Raw genomic sequence first — 13,148 nt, 5'->3', positions numbered from 1 at the left:
GGTTACCATCCCCGGGTGGGGAGTGTGCGAGGCATTGAAAGACTACTATGCCGTTCTGGGGATCAGGTACGGGGCATCCGCCAAAGAAATCAAGGATGCCTATCGGGCCATGATCCTGCAGTATCACCCCGATGTCTATCAGGGTGATCCACAGGAGGGGACCCGCATCACCCAGCAACTCAACGAGGCCTTTGAGATTTTGGGAGACGAACAAAAAAGGACGGAATATGATCTGCTGTGGAAGCAGACACAGCCAGAAGCGGAAGATGCCAAATGCCAGGAGCCTGACGCAGGTCAACAGGAAGAACACCGGCAGGATGATGCCGCGCCCAACACGAAAGACGAGGACAGGCCGACCGGAAGATGTGGCAGCATTACACTGATGAATCTGCTGTATTCAGCGGCGGCGATTTGTTTGGCAATCACACATTTTCTTGTCCCCTGGGTGCGCATCAATGACTTACAGCTCGTGATATGGGAGGTATTCGCAGGCCTTTTCGGCGTATATGGGGAGCTTTCCACAGCAAGCTGGGTCATGCTGTTTCTCTCCGCCCTACTCCTCAGCGGCTTTCTCCTATCCTCTCTGCAAGCGGTCAAGCAGATCTGGTCGGCTGATGACGGCGGCAGCGCCTATTATGAGGCGAAGGGGATTGCCGGCTTGGTGGCTCTTGAAAACCTATTTTTTCGGGCAATTCTGTTCGTCGCGTCGCTGCTTTTCCCCACCACGCAGGTGTACAGCACAGCGGTTTCAATTCCATATCTCGTGGTCGGACTGCTCCTCCTGCTGATCCTATATCTGGGCTGGGGCGGATATTCAAAAAATACATAAACTGGGGGTATCTCTATGAAAAAACGATCGATGTTCTGCGCGGTGCTGCTGCTCTTTGCCTTCCTGGCCGCGCCGACCAGCCGTGCTGTGGGAGTGCCGGCTCCTTCCTTTTCAGATGTTACGGAGACAAACTGGGCCTACGAGTATATTGAGGCGATGTCCGGGCTCGACATTCTGAGCGGATACACAGACGGGACCTTCCGCCCGGATCAGGTCATGCGCCGGGATGAATTTGCGAAGGTACTGGCCTGTATGCTGGAAATCCAGGGGATCGAGCCTGCGGACGCCGAGGCCGTGCCAGCCCCGACCGACATCGATTCAAACTGGGCGAAGGACTATATCCTGGCGGTCCAGTCCTATATTCCCTATGACGGCGCCTCCTTCCGGCCGGAGGAAGTTATCACCCGGGAGGATATGGTAACCGCAATCATACGGGCAATGGGCGTTGATGTCAGCACAGCGGATCTTTCCAGGGCCCAAAACACCTTCTCGGATTATGCTGATATCACCGAAGCACTAAAGCCCTACGTTGCCTATTCCCTGGAGCATGAAATCGTGACCGGCTACCCGGACGGCTCCTTCCGGCCAGGGGAGGGCGTGTCCCGTGCGGCGGCGTGCGCGGTCCTGTACCGCTCGTTTATGCAATATCCCTATGGCATGATGACCCTTCTGGACGGGATGGGCGGCCTCCGCTCCATGGTGCTGACGAACGACAATCAAATGGTTCTGACGGACGGGATCGGCGTCTATTTCCTGGATCCGGAGGATAGCTCGGCAGAAGGCATTGAGCTTGGCGGAACATGGGAAAACGCCTGCCTGGCCTATGACAGTGCCCACGACATCATCTATCTAGCCCTGGGCGATCCACTGGAGTTGTATGATGTCAGCGATCCCTACAACCCGGAGCTGGTTTACAGCATCTCTGAGCACGAGGATGATCTGCGCCGCACCGGCGGGCGAATCTCCGACACGAGATGTCTGTACGTTCTGTCGGACGGCTCCATCCTGATCCCTTTCGAGGAGAATGGAACCTGGAGGTTAGACCCAAACACAGGAGCACTCCGTACAACCTCCCGGGCATATGAGCCCACCAGCGGCTATTATTACAGTATCCTGGGCGATACGCTTTACACCTTCCGCCAGGGCGACTCCGCAGCAACCGCAAGGGATCTCCTGACAGGGCAGGAATCAGCCCTTACCCTGTCCCAGGGGGCGCCAGTCAACAATGCCCAGAGCATTGCCGCGGGTCCGGACGGGTTTTACTTCTGGGACTCTTCGACCGGTTTGATGAAGATTGACCACGCGGGCAACTTCCATGTGGTCGCTGGGCTGGATGAAATTGAAAATATGGATGGATCTTCTTTCCCCTATAATATCTGGAATGCCTGTGTGAACAGCCAGGGGGTCTTTGCGTTCTATGATAACTCTTCTAACAGCATCGGCGTCATCTACGAGCAAAACGGAGGCTGAGACCAAACAGAACGCTCCACCTACAAATGGACTCCGGCCTGTTAAAAGGGTCCCAGCTGCAACAAACGGCAGCTGGGACCCTAATCTATACAGAGGAAAAAGATATACAAATCCAAGGCTAACCTGTCTGGGTCAGGGAGGCAGAAGAGTAGGCAACCGAAGTACGGCCAACACAAGCTACGGCGGATATAAGGTCGGTATACTGTGACCTGGATGGAAAAGATGATAGGTATCAAGAAAGAAGATGGCATAAATTCTCGTGACTAAATCGGGGAAATATGGATGATATGGTACAAAAAGACTTTACAATATGGGATTTTTTTGCTATATTATACACATATAAAGAGCCACATGGGCAAAGAACGATATAAGCTGTGTATTGTCGTTTCATGAATTTGTTCTAGCCATTTATGCTATGCTTCATGTGATAACAGCGAATATGCGGTTTAGCCTTGGAGTGGTTCTTCACTATCCCTCAAACCGGAGCGGTACAGGTGCTGTCTATTCTAAACTAGGAGACATTATTTAGGGTAGTACAGCAACCCCAGAGTTCGACGCTCTGACGGATTATACTGTTGTCAGTTTGCCGTGAGAGGGGTTTTTTTGCTTTTTTGCCGACGGACTGGTAATAGTCCGTCGGTTTTTTGTTTTCTGTACGGTGCTGGCAACGCAAAGAGGTGATTCAAAGGCAATCTTTTAGACAAACACCTTTATCTGCGCGATCAGACAATTATCAGGGAGGAGTAAATATGAATAGTGATAGAAGCGGGCTAGCACCCAACGGGTTGCCTTTAGTATTGCGAGTGCCTGATGTAGCCAAGGTATTATGCCTCGGCACAGGAAAGGTCTATGAACTGGTACGTTGCGGGCGCCTGCGCAGCATCAAGGTGGGTAAGAAAATTCTGGTTCCGCGAGCAGCAATCTTTGAGTTCCTCGGGATGGCTGAAGAGACTGCTTTGGAGCCGGGAAACGGCTAAGCCTATCCCAAACAAAGTAGGGAAGAAAGTGATATCATGGCTAAGAAAGGCTCAAAGCGGGGTGCCCCAGGTGGGGGCTCGCTCCGAAGGAAACAGGTCAAGAAGGGTGAAAAGGTCTACGCCTACTGGGAGGCTCGTATTACAACGGGGTTCGATCCGGGTACAGGCAGACAGACACAGAGATCATTCTCAGGAAAAACGCAAAAAGAGGTCCGGGAAAAGATGCAGGCCGCGTTGGTTGAATTGGCCCGCCATGAATACCGCGAGCCGACAAAGATCACTGTGGGGGAATGGCTTGACATATGGGAAAAGGACTATTTAAATTCTGTCAAACCCCTTACACGGCTGAACTACGCGCAACATATCAAAAACCATATTCGCCCTGCCCTGGGCGGGAAAAGGCTGGATGAACTGGTTGGGGCGGATATCCAGAGGTTCTATAACCAGTTGATAAAGACTGGCCGAAAAATGCCTAAGCACACCAAGAGCGGGAACTCTGCGAAGAAAGACGGGAAGAACGTCTGCGTGTCTGCTTCGCTGTCTGCCAAGACCGTAAAAAATATCCATGGTGTGCTGCACAGGGCGCTTCAACAGGCAGTAAAGCTTGGCTATATCCGTACAAATCCCGCAGATACCTGTGACCTGGCCAAGACAGAGAAGAGGGAGATCACCCCCTTGGATGCTGATGCGACTGCCAAGTTTATGGATGCCATCCGAGGCCATACCTTCGAGACCCTGTACCTGACCATGCTATTTACAGGTATGCGTCGGGGAGAGGCCTGCGGACTGCTGTGGGATTGCGTCGATCTGGACAAAGGGACAATCACCATCAACAAGCAGCTCCAGAATATCCCTGGAGAGCGCGGCTGTTATCGCTTGGTCTCTACAAAAAATGGCAAGGGTCGGACTCTGAAGGTGGCCTCCTTTGTGGTGAATCTGTTGTTGCAGCATATGGAAGCACAGGAAAAAGCTAAACTCAATGCTGGTCCCCTATGGCACGATGAAGGCTATGTGTTCTGCAACGACATTGGAGAGCATCTGTCCCCCCATACGGTCTACCACAATTTCAAGCGCATTGTGGCGTCGATCGGTATGCCGAATGCTCGGTTGCATGATCTTCGGCATAGCTACGCTGTGGCATCATTGCAGGCTAGAGATGATGTCAAAACGGTGCAGAGTAACCTTGGACATCACACAGCCTCGTTCACGCTTGACGTGTATGGGCATGTCACAGAACAGATGAAGCAGGCCAGCGCAGCTCGGCTAGACGAGTACATCAAGCTTGTCCAGCACGAAAAGGGAAACTAAAAGGGAAACTCAGGCTCATAAACGGGAAAGGAGCCTTGAAACCATTGCAGTTTCAAGGCTCCTCCGTGGTCCGAGTGGCGGGATTTGAACCCACGGTCTCTTGGACCCGAACCAAGCGCGATACCAAGCTTCGCCACACCCGGATGAACTTGACTACGACCAGGGTGCATACAGAACGCTGCTGCTCTGGGCGCTAATGGTTATTATAGAGACTTTTATGCTGGTTGTCAAGGTGAAAATGGGATCACAGGGCCATTTCACGAAGGAGAGAATGGTCCACATTGAGCAGTCGGAACTGGTTTTTGCGGAAGGTCAAAATCCCCTCCTGCTTCATGCGGCCCAATTCCTTAGACAGGGCGCTGCGTTCCACATTCAGATAGTCGGCCAGCTGCTGGCGGTCAAAGGGAATGGTGAGTTCCATGGAGCCCCGGCGCACCGCCTCGGAGGACAGATAGGTCATCAACCGGGTGCGGATATGCCGGGAGGAGATACAGAACATCCGGTTAGACCAGGCAAGATTTTTCCGGGTGGATAGGGTCAGCAGATTGTACAGCACCTTGGTGTACCAGCTCTTTTGGCTTTGGGCGGGGTCGAGCAAGATACCCAGATGGATAAACAGCACCTTGCAGGCATCCACAGCCACCACGTCCACCATCATGGGGGTCCGACTGAAGGCGTAGCTCTCAGCGAAGGCCTGGCCGGGGGCGATGTTGTGGAGGATCATCCGGTTGCCCCACAGATCCAGATTTTCAATGTGGACGCAGCCCGACAGCAGTACGCCAAACTCCGCCGTCATATCCCCGGTATGGAAAATGGGGGATTCCTTGGGGTAGTCCACTTGGCGGATGGCCCCCAGGGCCTCCATTTGCGCGTACTCGTCTGGGCCTACCCCCTGAAAAATGGGATTTTTTAAGACCATCATAAAAACCTCTATTCTGTGGTTATAACCACATACATTTTTTCTGATTGTACTATACTGTACCCAGAAAAACAAGGAGGGGATTTCATGATCCGCAAAATCATTAACATAGATGAAGAAAAATGCAACGGCTGCGGCGCCTGTGCCCAGGCCTGTCATGAAGGGGCCATCGGTATGGTAAACGGCAAGGCCAAACTGCTGCGGGATGACTACTGTGACGGTCTGGGGGATTGCCTCCCCGCATGCCCCACTGGGGCAATTTCCTTTGTGGAACGGGAGGCGGCGGCTTACGACCAGAAGGCGGTGGAGGAGCGCCAGCGGCAGCTGGGGAAGGCTCCTGTCGATGGATGTCCCGGCCGGCAGGCCATGAGTTTGCGTCGGCATCTGGAGGCGCCCGCCCCGGCGGCAGGTCCCAGTGTATCCCAGTTGGGCCAGTGGCCCTGCCAGATTAAGCTGGCTCCCATCAACGCCCCTTACTTCAACGGATCCAAGCTTCTTATCGCCGCCGACTGTACCGCCTACGCCTATGCTAACCTGCACCAGGAGTTCATGCGGGGGAAGATCACCCTCATCGGCTGCCCCAAGCTGGACAGCGTGGATTACAGTGAAAAGCTCACCGAGATCCTGCGGCTGAACGACATCCAGAGCGTCACCATCCTGCGGATGGAGGTGCCCTGCTGCGGTGGGCTGGAGCTGGCCGCAAAGAAGGCAATCCAGGACAGCGGCAAGTTCCTGCCCTGGCAGGTAGTCACCATATCGGTGGACGGAAAGATTTTGGACTGAAAACAGAAAGGACGAGCCATATGTGTGAAAAGATGAAAAACATTGCCCAGTCTGAGGTGCTGGTCCTGAAGGACCAGGTGGCCTGCCAGCCCGGGCAGGTGGTGAGCAAGACCCTGGCCCAGAACAGCGCCCTCAGCGTCACCCTGTTTGCCTTTGACAAGGGGGAGGAGATCAGCACCCACGCCTCCGGCGGCGATGCCATGGTCACCTGTCTGGAAGGGGTGGGGAAGATCACCATTGACGGGGTGGAGTACCTGCTGCACCAGGGAGAATCCATCGTCATGCCGGCGGGCCATCCCCACGCCGTCTACGCTCAGGAGAGCTTCAAAATGCTGCTGGTTGTGGTATTCTAATAGAATAAGGAGTTTGAGCATGGAAACCAAGATGTTTTGCTATCAGTGTCAGGAGACTGCCGGCTGTACCGGCTGTACCCGAGTGGGGGTGTGCGGCAAGACCCCCGAAGTAGCCGCCTTACAGGATCTGCTGGTCTACGTGACCCGCGGCATCTCCGCCATCACCACCGCCCTGCGGGAGAAGGGCGGCGCGGTGTCCCCGGAGGTCAACCACCTGATCACCCTCAATCTGTTTACCACCATCACCAACGCCAACTTTGACGGGCAGAGCATTCGCACCCGGATCACCGCCACCCTAGAGACTCGGAAGGCGCTGCTGACAGAACTGGGCAGCTCTGCCGGGCTGCCGGAGGCCGCCCTGTGGGACGGCTCCGGCGACTGGGAGGAGAAGGCCCACACCGTGGGGGTACTGTCTACCGGGAACGAGGATATCCGCTCCCTGCGGGAGCTCATCACCTACGGCCTGAAGGGACTGTCTGCTTACTCCAAGCATGCCAACGCCCTGCTCCGGGAGGATGGGGAGGTGGACGCCTTCCTGCAGAAGACCTTGGCGGCCACCCTGGACGACAGTCTAACGGTGGATCAACTGGTGGCGCTCACCCTGGAGACAGGTAAATACGGCGTCCAGGGCATGGCTCTGTTGGACCAGGCCAACACCGGAGCTTACGGCAATCCGGAGGTCACCAAGGTAAACATCGGCGTAGGGAACAAGCCTGGTATCCTGGTATCCGGTCATGACCTACGGGACCTGGAGCTGCTGCTGGAGCAGACCCAGGGCACTGGGGTGGATGTGTACACCCACAGCGAGATGTTGCCCGCCCACTACTATCCCGCCTTCAAAAAATACCCCAACTTTGTGGGCAACTACGGCAATGCCTGGTGGAAGCAGAAGGAGGAGTTCGAGGCCTTCCACGGTCCCATCCTTATGACCACCAACTGCATCGTACCCCCCAGAGACAGCTATAAAGACCGGCTGTATACCACCGGCGCGGCGGGCTATCCCGGATGTAAACATATTCCCGGCGAGGTGGGGGAGAAGAAGGATTTCTCAGCCCTGATTGCCCACGCCAAACGGTGTACCCCTCCCATGGAACTGGAGCAAGGAGAAATCGTGGGCGGTTTCGCCCACGCCCAGGTGCTGGCCCTGGCCGATCAGGTGGTGGAGGCGGTCAAAAGCGGGGCCATCAAAAAGTTTGTGGTTATGGCGGGCTGCGACGGACGGGCCAAGAGCCGGGACTATTACACGGAATTTGCCAAGGCCCTGCCCAAGGACACGGTGATCCTCACTGCCGGCTGTGCCAAGTACAAGTACAACAAGCTGCCGTTGGGGGACATTGGCGGCATCCCACGGGTGCTGGACGCCGGCCAGTGCAATGATTCCTACTCCCTGGCGGTCATTGCTCTGAAGCTGAAGGAGATCTTTGGACTGGAGGATATCAACGACCTGCCCATCGTGTACAACATCGCCTGGTATGAGCAGAAGGCGGTCATTGTGCTGCTAGCCCTGCTCTATCTGGGGGTAAAGAATATCCACCTGGGGCCCACCCTCCCCGCATTCCTCAGCCCCAACGTGGCCAAGGTGCTGGTGGATACCTTTGGGATTACCGGGATCGGCACCGTGGAGGAAGATATGACTCTTATGTTCGGGGACAGAACCTGAAACCCAGTCATTTAGCAATTATAATTTATGTTAACGCAACAGCCCCGGACCACACGGCTCGGGGCTGTTTGCCTGCCGCCGGATGAACAGGAAGGGATTGGATGGGGAAAAAGCGGAAAAAGGGGAAAATGGTGCTTGTGGAACAGAGCACTTTCTGATATGCTATAAAAGATCATGTAAGTAAAGTACCATAATTGCGTATACAGAAAGGATTTCCAATGACAAAAAGACGTTTGACCTCCAAGTGGCTGGCCGGCTTGCTGGCGGCCATCTTACCTCTGTCAGCTCTTCCTGTGGGGGCTGCTGCCGCAGGGAGCGGTTTTGTAGATGTGAACCCCGGTGTGTGGTACGCCGGCGCGGTAAGTTATGTTTACGAGAACGCTTTAATGAGCGGCGTTACCTCCAGTGTGTTTGCACCGGAGGATACCATGAGCCGGGCCATGCTGGCCACAGTACTCTACCGTATGGCGGGCAGTCCGGAACTCAGCGGTGCCATTCCCTTTGATGATGTGGAGGCGGACGCATGGTATACTGCCGCGGTCCAGTGGGCGGGAGTAGAGGGTTATATGGAGGGCTACGGCAACGGGCAGTTCGGTGTGTCCGATCCGGTGACCCGAGAGCAAATAGCCGCCATTCTATGGCGATATGCAGGTAGCCCATCCGTGCAGAGTGAGGCGGATTATACCGATGCCCAGAGCATTTCCGAATGGGCCTCCGACGCCGCCGATTGGGCCAGTGAGGCAGAGATTATCAGCGGCAAGCCGGGCAACTACTTTGCTCCGGCTGAGGAGGCCACCCGGGCGGAGGCCGCGGTGATTCTGACCCGTTATGACCAGAGTGTGTTGACGGATCCCACACCGGAGGTGACGCCCACACCGGAGGCGACCCCTGAGGTGACGCCTACGCCGGAGGCGACCCCTGAGGTGACGCCTACGCCGGAGGCGACCCCTGAGGCGACGCCCACACCGGAGGCGACCCCCGAGGCGACGCCCACGCCGGAGGCGACCCCCGAGGTGACGCCCACGCCGGAGGCGACCCCCGAGGTGACGCCCACGCCGGAATCCACGCCGGAAGAGGAGCTGCCGACAATCACCCCGGAGCCTACATCCATGCCCGTGCCTGCCAACCCCTACAAGGATGAATACTTTACCATCAACGAGGACGGCTTCCTGTACTATGAGGAGGAAGGAGTTCCCTGCTACGTGGGCATCGACGTATCCACCTATCAGAAGGAGATCGACTGGGACAAGGTGGCGGCCGCCGGTGTGGACTTCGCCCTGATCCGGGTGGGATTCCGTGGCTATGGTAAAGCGGGTAACATCGTGATGGATAACCGTTTTAAGTACAATATTGAGAACGCTTTGCGAGTGGGAATTGATGTAGGTGTTTATTTCTTCTCCCAAGCCATCAATGAGGAGGAGGCTATCGAAGAGGCTTACCAGACCCTGGAGTGGATCAAGGGCTATGATGTGACCTATCCCATCGTCTTTGACTGGGAGTATATCAGCGACAGCAGCAGCCGGACCTATAATATGACAAACGATGAGATCATTGCCTGTACCAAAGCTTTCTGTGAGGTTATCAAGGCCGCTGGTTATCGGGCCATGACCTACGGCAATCCCAGCATGGTCAATAGCGGCTATGACCTGTCCCAGCTGCTGAACTATCCTTTCTGGCTGGCGCACTATACATACCAGTGGACCCCCACCGGATTCCCCTATTACTACACGATGTGGCAGTACTCCTGTACTGGTCGGGTAGATGGGATCGAAGGCGATGTGGATCTGAATATCTGCATGGCTGATTTGAAAATGTGGTAGCTCCTGTAAGATTGAACATAAAAATGGACCGCTGCCTAGTGCCCTGCCTGCTCCGCCTCAAACGCTCACATAAATATGGGCGCTTCGTCTTCTGTCGCCTCCAGAAGAAAACTGACCGGGCGGAAACCGTCGTTACAGGATGCAATAAAAGCCTTTTGGTCTTTTAATTCTCCATTGTAGAAATTGCCTCCGCCATGGGCCAAAGTCATGGCGTACTCCATCATGGATTTCCAGGCATTATCACACATTCCCTCGGGCTTCTGCCAGCCATTGGAGTAGTAGACCTGACCGGGCTGGTGGTAATCGCAGGGGCGCAGCCCAGGAGAAGCATATTTCTCCACCAGATCCTCATGCCAGGCACATTTCAGCACAGTAATTTTAACCATTTTCATTGTATTATCCCTCCGAATCCGTATGACCTCATTTTATGTGGTAGCCAATCGTTCCAATTGCACATATAAGCAAACTGAGCAAAAGATGCATCCGGGACCGCTTTAAATGTGCAACCATGACGATACTTACTTTACCGCATATGTGGGATAAAATCAACATTCAGGTCCTCCGCTTATGCTGAACAAGAGCGTCATCATCTGCCATGATGACGCTCTTGTTGTGGATTTAAGAAGATAAATCGTCCTGTCAGCCAGCTTATTTTCGGATCACAAGGATATCCTGGGTCCCGGAACAAAGTTGCTCCGTACGGCTCTCAATTTTGGTGAATCCCGCCGCCCACCACAAAGACATCCCTTCCGGTGAAAAACTCTCCGTCGCAAGTGGCGCAGTAGACCACGCCCCGGCTCCGGAACCGCTCTTCACCCCGGAAGTCCACCCTGCGGGGATGGGCGCCGGTGGCCAGCTGTACACCAAAATTCCACACCGAAGCCTTCTGCCTGCGCATGGTCTCGGTCAGCGCAGCACCGCTGGTGCGCTCCACGCCGGGGTAGTTGACCACCTCCGAGGTAATGGTGATCTGCCCACCGAGCGTTCCTGTTTCACCACCGCCACCCGATAACGGGCACGAACCAGGTAGAGGGCGGCGGTCCGTCCCGCCGGGCCTCCGCCGATAACCACCACGTCGTAGAGACGTTCCATCTGTTCCATAGCTTACAGCTGGCTCACCAGATTCTCGTAGAGGTTGGCCAGCTCCTTCAGCTCCGTGTGGCAAACGAAGGTGAAGTCAGCGGGATAGAAGAAAAACATGCTCCATTTACCCCGCACATCCGACTTGCTAACAGCGTGGAAGGCGTTGTTCTAGTAGCACTGAACGGTAAAATCGGCAATTTATTTCTGAATCACTGAGAGCAAACATAGTAGCGGTAGGGAAAGGATTTTCCGTTGGACAACACCAGTGTGTCTGTCGGGTATGTTTGGCAAAATTCCGCTACATTCATCGTTAATTCCCCCACTTTTTACAATTTGAGCTGTATCATCTTCACCATACACCAACGATCCGAAACTGCCATGCTGACCTTTGTGAAAAATTGCAGACCGTCTCTGGGGATATGGCGATAGTAAGGTTCCTGGGCAAGAACCTCGGTCCCACCGCCGATTTTCCCGGCCAGTTCCGCCGCTGAATCCACATAGAAAAACATCCGGGCATCGGCGTGGCCTACCTGCTGCATGTACCTCTTCCGCATCATGGACATTCCACTTTTGCTCACAGCATCAAAGACAAATTCGATCTCTCCGAATTGCTGCAGCATTTGGAACAGCCCCACAACCTTAGCCTCCTCAAAATAGTGGAGCAGCCCACCAGCGGTAACCAGGATAGGAGCATCCGGCACATCGGTGCGGATCCGCCTGATCCAGTCCTCGGCGAAGGCATCCCCAGCGAGGCAGGTTTCCCGCTCCGTCTCCGGCAGCAGCTCCCGCCGGTATTCCACCACATGGGGCAGATCCACCGCGTACCAGTGGGTGTGGCCGTTGTCGCAGCGATGATATGCCGTTTCCAGACCGCATCCAAGCTGGACAATGACACCGTCCGGCCTGCGTTCCAGAAATGCCCGGATGAACCGGTCCATATTGGCCGAGCGAACGGCAGAGGCCAGTAAGGTGTACTGACTCTGGTCATCCGGCTTCATCAGACCGGACGGCAACTTCCCTTTTAACTCCAGTGCCTTTTTATCGTACAAGATCTGGGGACAACGCTCGCTGGTATAGACCCTGCCCAGCATGGGAACAAACAGCGTATCCTCTACAATCCCTAGATGGGACATTTGATATTCTCCTTCCAAGCAAACTGCCTCAGCCCAGCGCCACATCCAGCATCATCATGAGGGTAAATCCGACTGTAAACAGAATGGTTCCCACATTAGAGTGCTTTCCCACTGACATCTCCGGGATCAATTCCTCCACCACCACATAAATCATCGCTCCCGCGGCAAAGCTCAGGGCGTAAGGCAGCACCGGAACTAAAATTCCAGCCAGAAGGATGGTCAGGATGGCGCCTAACGGCTCTACTGCGCCTGACAGCATCCCATACAGGAAGGAGCGGGGTTGGGAGAACCCCTCCGCCTTCAAGGGCATGGATATGATTGCGCCTTCGGGGAAGTTTTGAATGGCCATCCCCAACGAAAGAACCAGTGCCCCTGCCAGTGTGATCCCGCTGTCCCCGTAAAGCCACCCGGCGTAGACCGCACCCACCGCCATCCCTTCTGGGATGTTGTGTAGCGCCACAGCCAGAGTCAGCATGGTTGTCTTCCCAAGACGGCTTTTGATGCCCTCGGCCTCCGAGCTCCCACGATGCAGATGCGGGATCAGCCGATCCAGCCCCAGCAAGAATAGGATGCCGAGCCAAAAACCCACAACGGCGGGGACAAAGGACCATCGGCCCATGTCTGTTGCCTGCTCCATCGCGGGCAGCAACAGGCTCCAGATAGAGGCTGCCACCATGACCCCTGCCGCAAAGCCGGTGAGCGCACGCTGTACCAGCTCACTCAAATTGTTCCGCATAAAAAAGACACAGGCCGCACCCAGCGTTGTCCCCACAAAGGGAATCAGCAATCCTTGCCATAGTTCAATGGGCATAT

At 55.1% G+C, this 13,148-nt stretch carries 14 protein-coding genes, 1 tRNA gene and 1 pseudogene; 8 read left to right on the top strand and 8 right to left on the bottom strand.

The genetic code is table 11. From position 1 onward, the window contains the following. Positions 1 to 34: 34 nt before the first annotated feature. From H6B51_RS05940 to H6B51_RS05925, 4 genes are all read left to right on the top strand, one after another. Positions 35 to 829, top strand: coding sequence for a J domain-containing protein (locus H6B51_RS05940; protein WP_204882809.1), 795 nt, complete (start codon positions 35 to 37; stop codon positions 827 to 829). A gap of 15 nt (positions 830 to 844) precedes the next feature. Next, entirely contained in the window at positions 845 to 2,299 is a 1,455-nt protein-coding gene (locus H6B51_RS05935; RefSeq protein WP_204882808.1) for an S-layer homology domain-containing protein, read from the top strand. A 749-nt stretch (positions 2,300 to 3,048) separates the two neighbouring features. Beyond that, on the top strand, positions 3,049 to 3,276 hold the full coding sequence (locus tag H6B51_RS05930) for a helix-turn-helix domain-containing protein (protein WP_204882807.1): 228 nt from the start codon (positions 3,049 to 3,051) through the stop codon (positions 3,274 to 3,276). Between the two features lie 36 nt (positions 3,277 to 3,312). Continuing rightward, positions 3,313 to 4,584, top strand: coding sequence for a tyrosine-type recombinase/integrase (locus tag H6B51_RS05925; RefSeq protein WP_204882806.1), 1,272 nt, complete (start codon positions 3,313 to 3,315; stop codon positions 4,582 to 4,584). 66 nt (positions 4,585 to 4,650) lie between these two features. Here H6B51_RS05925 and H6B51_RS05920 read toward each other — a convergent pair. Together H6B51_RS05920 and H6B51_RS05915 are read right to left on the bottom strand one after the other, a co-directional pair. Beyond that, a tRNA-Pro gene (locus H6B51_RS05920) sits at positions 4,651 to 4,727 on the bottom strand. 101 nt (positions 4,728 to 4,828) lie between these two features. Next, complete coding sequence (locus H6B51_RS05915) at positions 4,829 to 5,506, bottom strand: Crp/Fnr family transcriptional regulator (RefSeq protein WP_204882805.1); 678 nt, start codon at positions 5,504 to 5,506, stop codon at positions 4,829 to 4,831. An 84-nt stretch (positions 5,507 to 5,590) separates the two neighbouring features. Here H6B51_RS05915 and H6B51_RS05910 point away from each other — a divergent pair, with 84 nt between their 5' ends. The 4 genes from H6B51_RS05910 (at position 5,591) to H6B51_RS05895 (ending at position 10,119) form a co-directional block, all read left to right on the top strand. Next, entirely contained in the window at positions 5,591 to 6,286 is a 696-nt protein-coding gene (locus H6B51_RS05910; RefSeq protein ID WP_204882804.1) for a 4Fe-4S dicluster domain-containing protein, read from the top strand. 20 nt (positions 6,287 to 6,306) lie between these two features. Continuing rightward, positions 6,307 to 6,639, top strand: a complete 333-nt coding sequence (locus H6B51_RS05905) for a cupin domain-containing protein (protein ID WP_204882803.1) — start codon at positions 6,307 to 6,309, stop codon at positions 6,637 to 6,639. Between the two features lie 19 nt (positions 6,640 to 6,658). Further along, the gene (gene hcp / locus H6B51_RS05900) at positions 6,659 to 8,299 is read left to right on the top strand and encodes a hydroxylamine reductase (RefSeq protein WP_204882802.1); all 1,641 of its coding nucleotides are present in this window, start codon (positions 6,659 to 6,661) and stop codon (positions 8,297 to 8,299) included. Between the two features lie 218 nt (positions 8,300 to 8,517). Next, complete coding sequence (locus tag H6B51_RS05895) at positions 8,518 to 10,119, top strand: S-layer homology domain-containing protein (RefSeq protein WP_204882801.1); 1,602 nt, start codon at positions 8,518 to 8,520, stop codon at positions 10,117 to 10,119. Between the two features lie 65 nt (positions 10,120 to 10,184). On the opposite strand, the gene H6B51_RS05890 is transcribed toward H6B51_RS05895, so the two are convergent. From H6B51_RS05890 to H6B51_RS05870, 6 genes and pseudogenes are all read right to left on the bottom strand, one after another. Beyond that, positions 10,185 to 10,511, bottom strand: a complete 327-nt coding sequence (locus H6B51_RS05890; RefSeq protein ID WP_204882800.1) for a TIGR04076 family protein — start codon at positions 10,509 to 10,511, stop codon at positions 10,185 to 10,187. Between the two features lie 314 nt (positions 10,512 to 10,825). Beyond that, complete coding sequence (locus H6B51_RS18295; RefSeq protein WP_335342115.1) at positions 10,826 to 11,053, bottom strand: hypothetical protein; 228 nt, start codon at positions 11,051 to 11,053, stop codon at positions 10,826 to 10,828. After that, on the bottom strand, positions 11,026 to 11,211 hold the full coding sequence (locus H6B51_RS18290; protein WP_335342118.1) for an FAD-dependent oxidoreductase: 186 nt from the start codon (positions 11,209 to 11,211) through the stop codon (positions 11,026 to 11,028). Before H6B51_RS18290 ends, H6B51_RS18295 begins: the two co-directional genes overlap by 28 nt. A gap of 33 nt (positions 11,212 to 11,244) precedes the next feature. Further along, positions 11,245 to 11,400: pseudogene (locus H6B51_RS05880) on the bottom strand (redoxin domain-containing protein); the annotation flags it as partial. A 128-nt stretch (positions 11,401 to 11,528) separates the two neighbouring features. Beyond that, positions 11,529 to 12,335 (bottom strand): class I SAM-dependent methyltransferase, encoded by an 807-nt coding sequence (locus tag H6B51_RS05875; RefSeq protein ID WP_204882799.1) that lies wholly within the window; start codon positions 12,333 to 12,335, stop codon positions 11,529 to 11,531. Positions 12,336 to 12,363: 28 nt separating this feature from the next. Then, complete coding sequence (locus H6B51_RS05870; RefSeq protein ID WP_204882798.1) at positions 12,364 to 13,146, bottom strand: ZIP family metal transporter; 783 nt, start codon at positions 13,144 to 13,146, stop codon at positions 12,364 to 12,366. Positions 13,147 to 13,148: the final 2 nt, after the last annotated feature.

Origin of the sequence: Pseudoflavonifractor phocaeensis (genome assembly GCF_016901955.1) — a bacterium.
GTDB classification, from domain to species: domain Bacteria; phylum Bacillota; class Clostridia; order Oscillospirales; family Oscillospiraceae; genus Flavonifractor; species Flavonifractor phocaeensis_A.
This window is presented reverse-complemented; position numbering and strand designations above follow the sequence as displayed.

Excerpts from the sequence above, each read along its gene's own strand:
- H6B51_RS05935 (WP_204882808.1), top strand. The coding sequence starts at position 845 with ATGAAAAAACGATCGATGTTCTGCGCGGTGCTGCTGCTCTTTGCCTTC.
- H6B51_RS05930 (WP_204882807.1), top strand. The coding sequence starts at position 3,049 with ATGAATAGTGATAGAAGCGGGCTAGCACCCAACGGGTTGCCTTTAGTA.
- H6B51_RS05925 (WP_204882806.1), top strand. The coding sequence starts at position 3,313 with ATGGCTAAGAAAGGCTCAAAGCGGGGTGCCCCAGGTGGGGGCTCGCTC.
- H6B51_RS05915 (WP_204882805.1), bottom strand. The coding sequence starts at position 5,506 with ATGATGGTCTTAAAAAATCCCATTTTTCAGGGGGTAGGCCCAGACGAG.
- H6B51_RS05910 (WP_204882804.1), top strand. The coding sequence starts at position 5,591 with ATGATCCGCAAAATCATTAACATAGATGAAGAAAAATGCAACGGCTGC.
- H6B51_RS05905 (WP_204882803.1), top strand. The coding sequence starts at position 6,307 with ATGTGTGAAAAGATGAAAAACATTGCCCAGTCTGAGGTGCTGGTCCTG.
- hcp (WP_204882802.1), top strand. The coding sequence starts at position 6,659 with ATGGAAACCAAGATGTTTTGCTATCAGTGTCAGGAGACTGCCGGCTGT.
- H6B51_RS05895 (WP_204882801.1), top strand. The coding sequence starts at position 8,518 with ATGACAAAAAGACGTTTGACCTCCAAGTGGCTGGCCGGCTTGCTGGCG.
- H6B51_RS05890 (WP_204882800.1), bottom strand. The coding sequence starts at position 10,511 with ATGAAAATGGTTAAAATTACTGTGCTGAAATGTGCCTGGCATGAGGAT.
- H6B51_RS18290 (WP_335342118.1), bottom strand. The coding sequence starts at position 11,211 with ATGGAACGTCTCTACGACGTGGTGGTTATCGGCGGAGGCCCGGCGGGA.
- H6B51_RS05875 (WP_204882799.1), bottom strand. The coding sequence starts at position 12,335 with ATGTCCCATCTAGGGATTGTAGAGGATACGCTGTTTGTTCCCATGCTG.
- H6B51_RS05870 (WP_204882798.1), bottom strand. The coding sequence starts at position 13,146 with ATGCCCATTGAACTATGGCAAGGATTGCTGATTCCCTTTGTGGGGACA.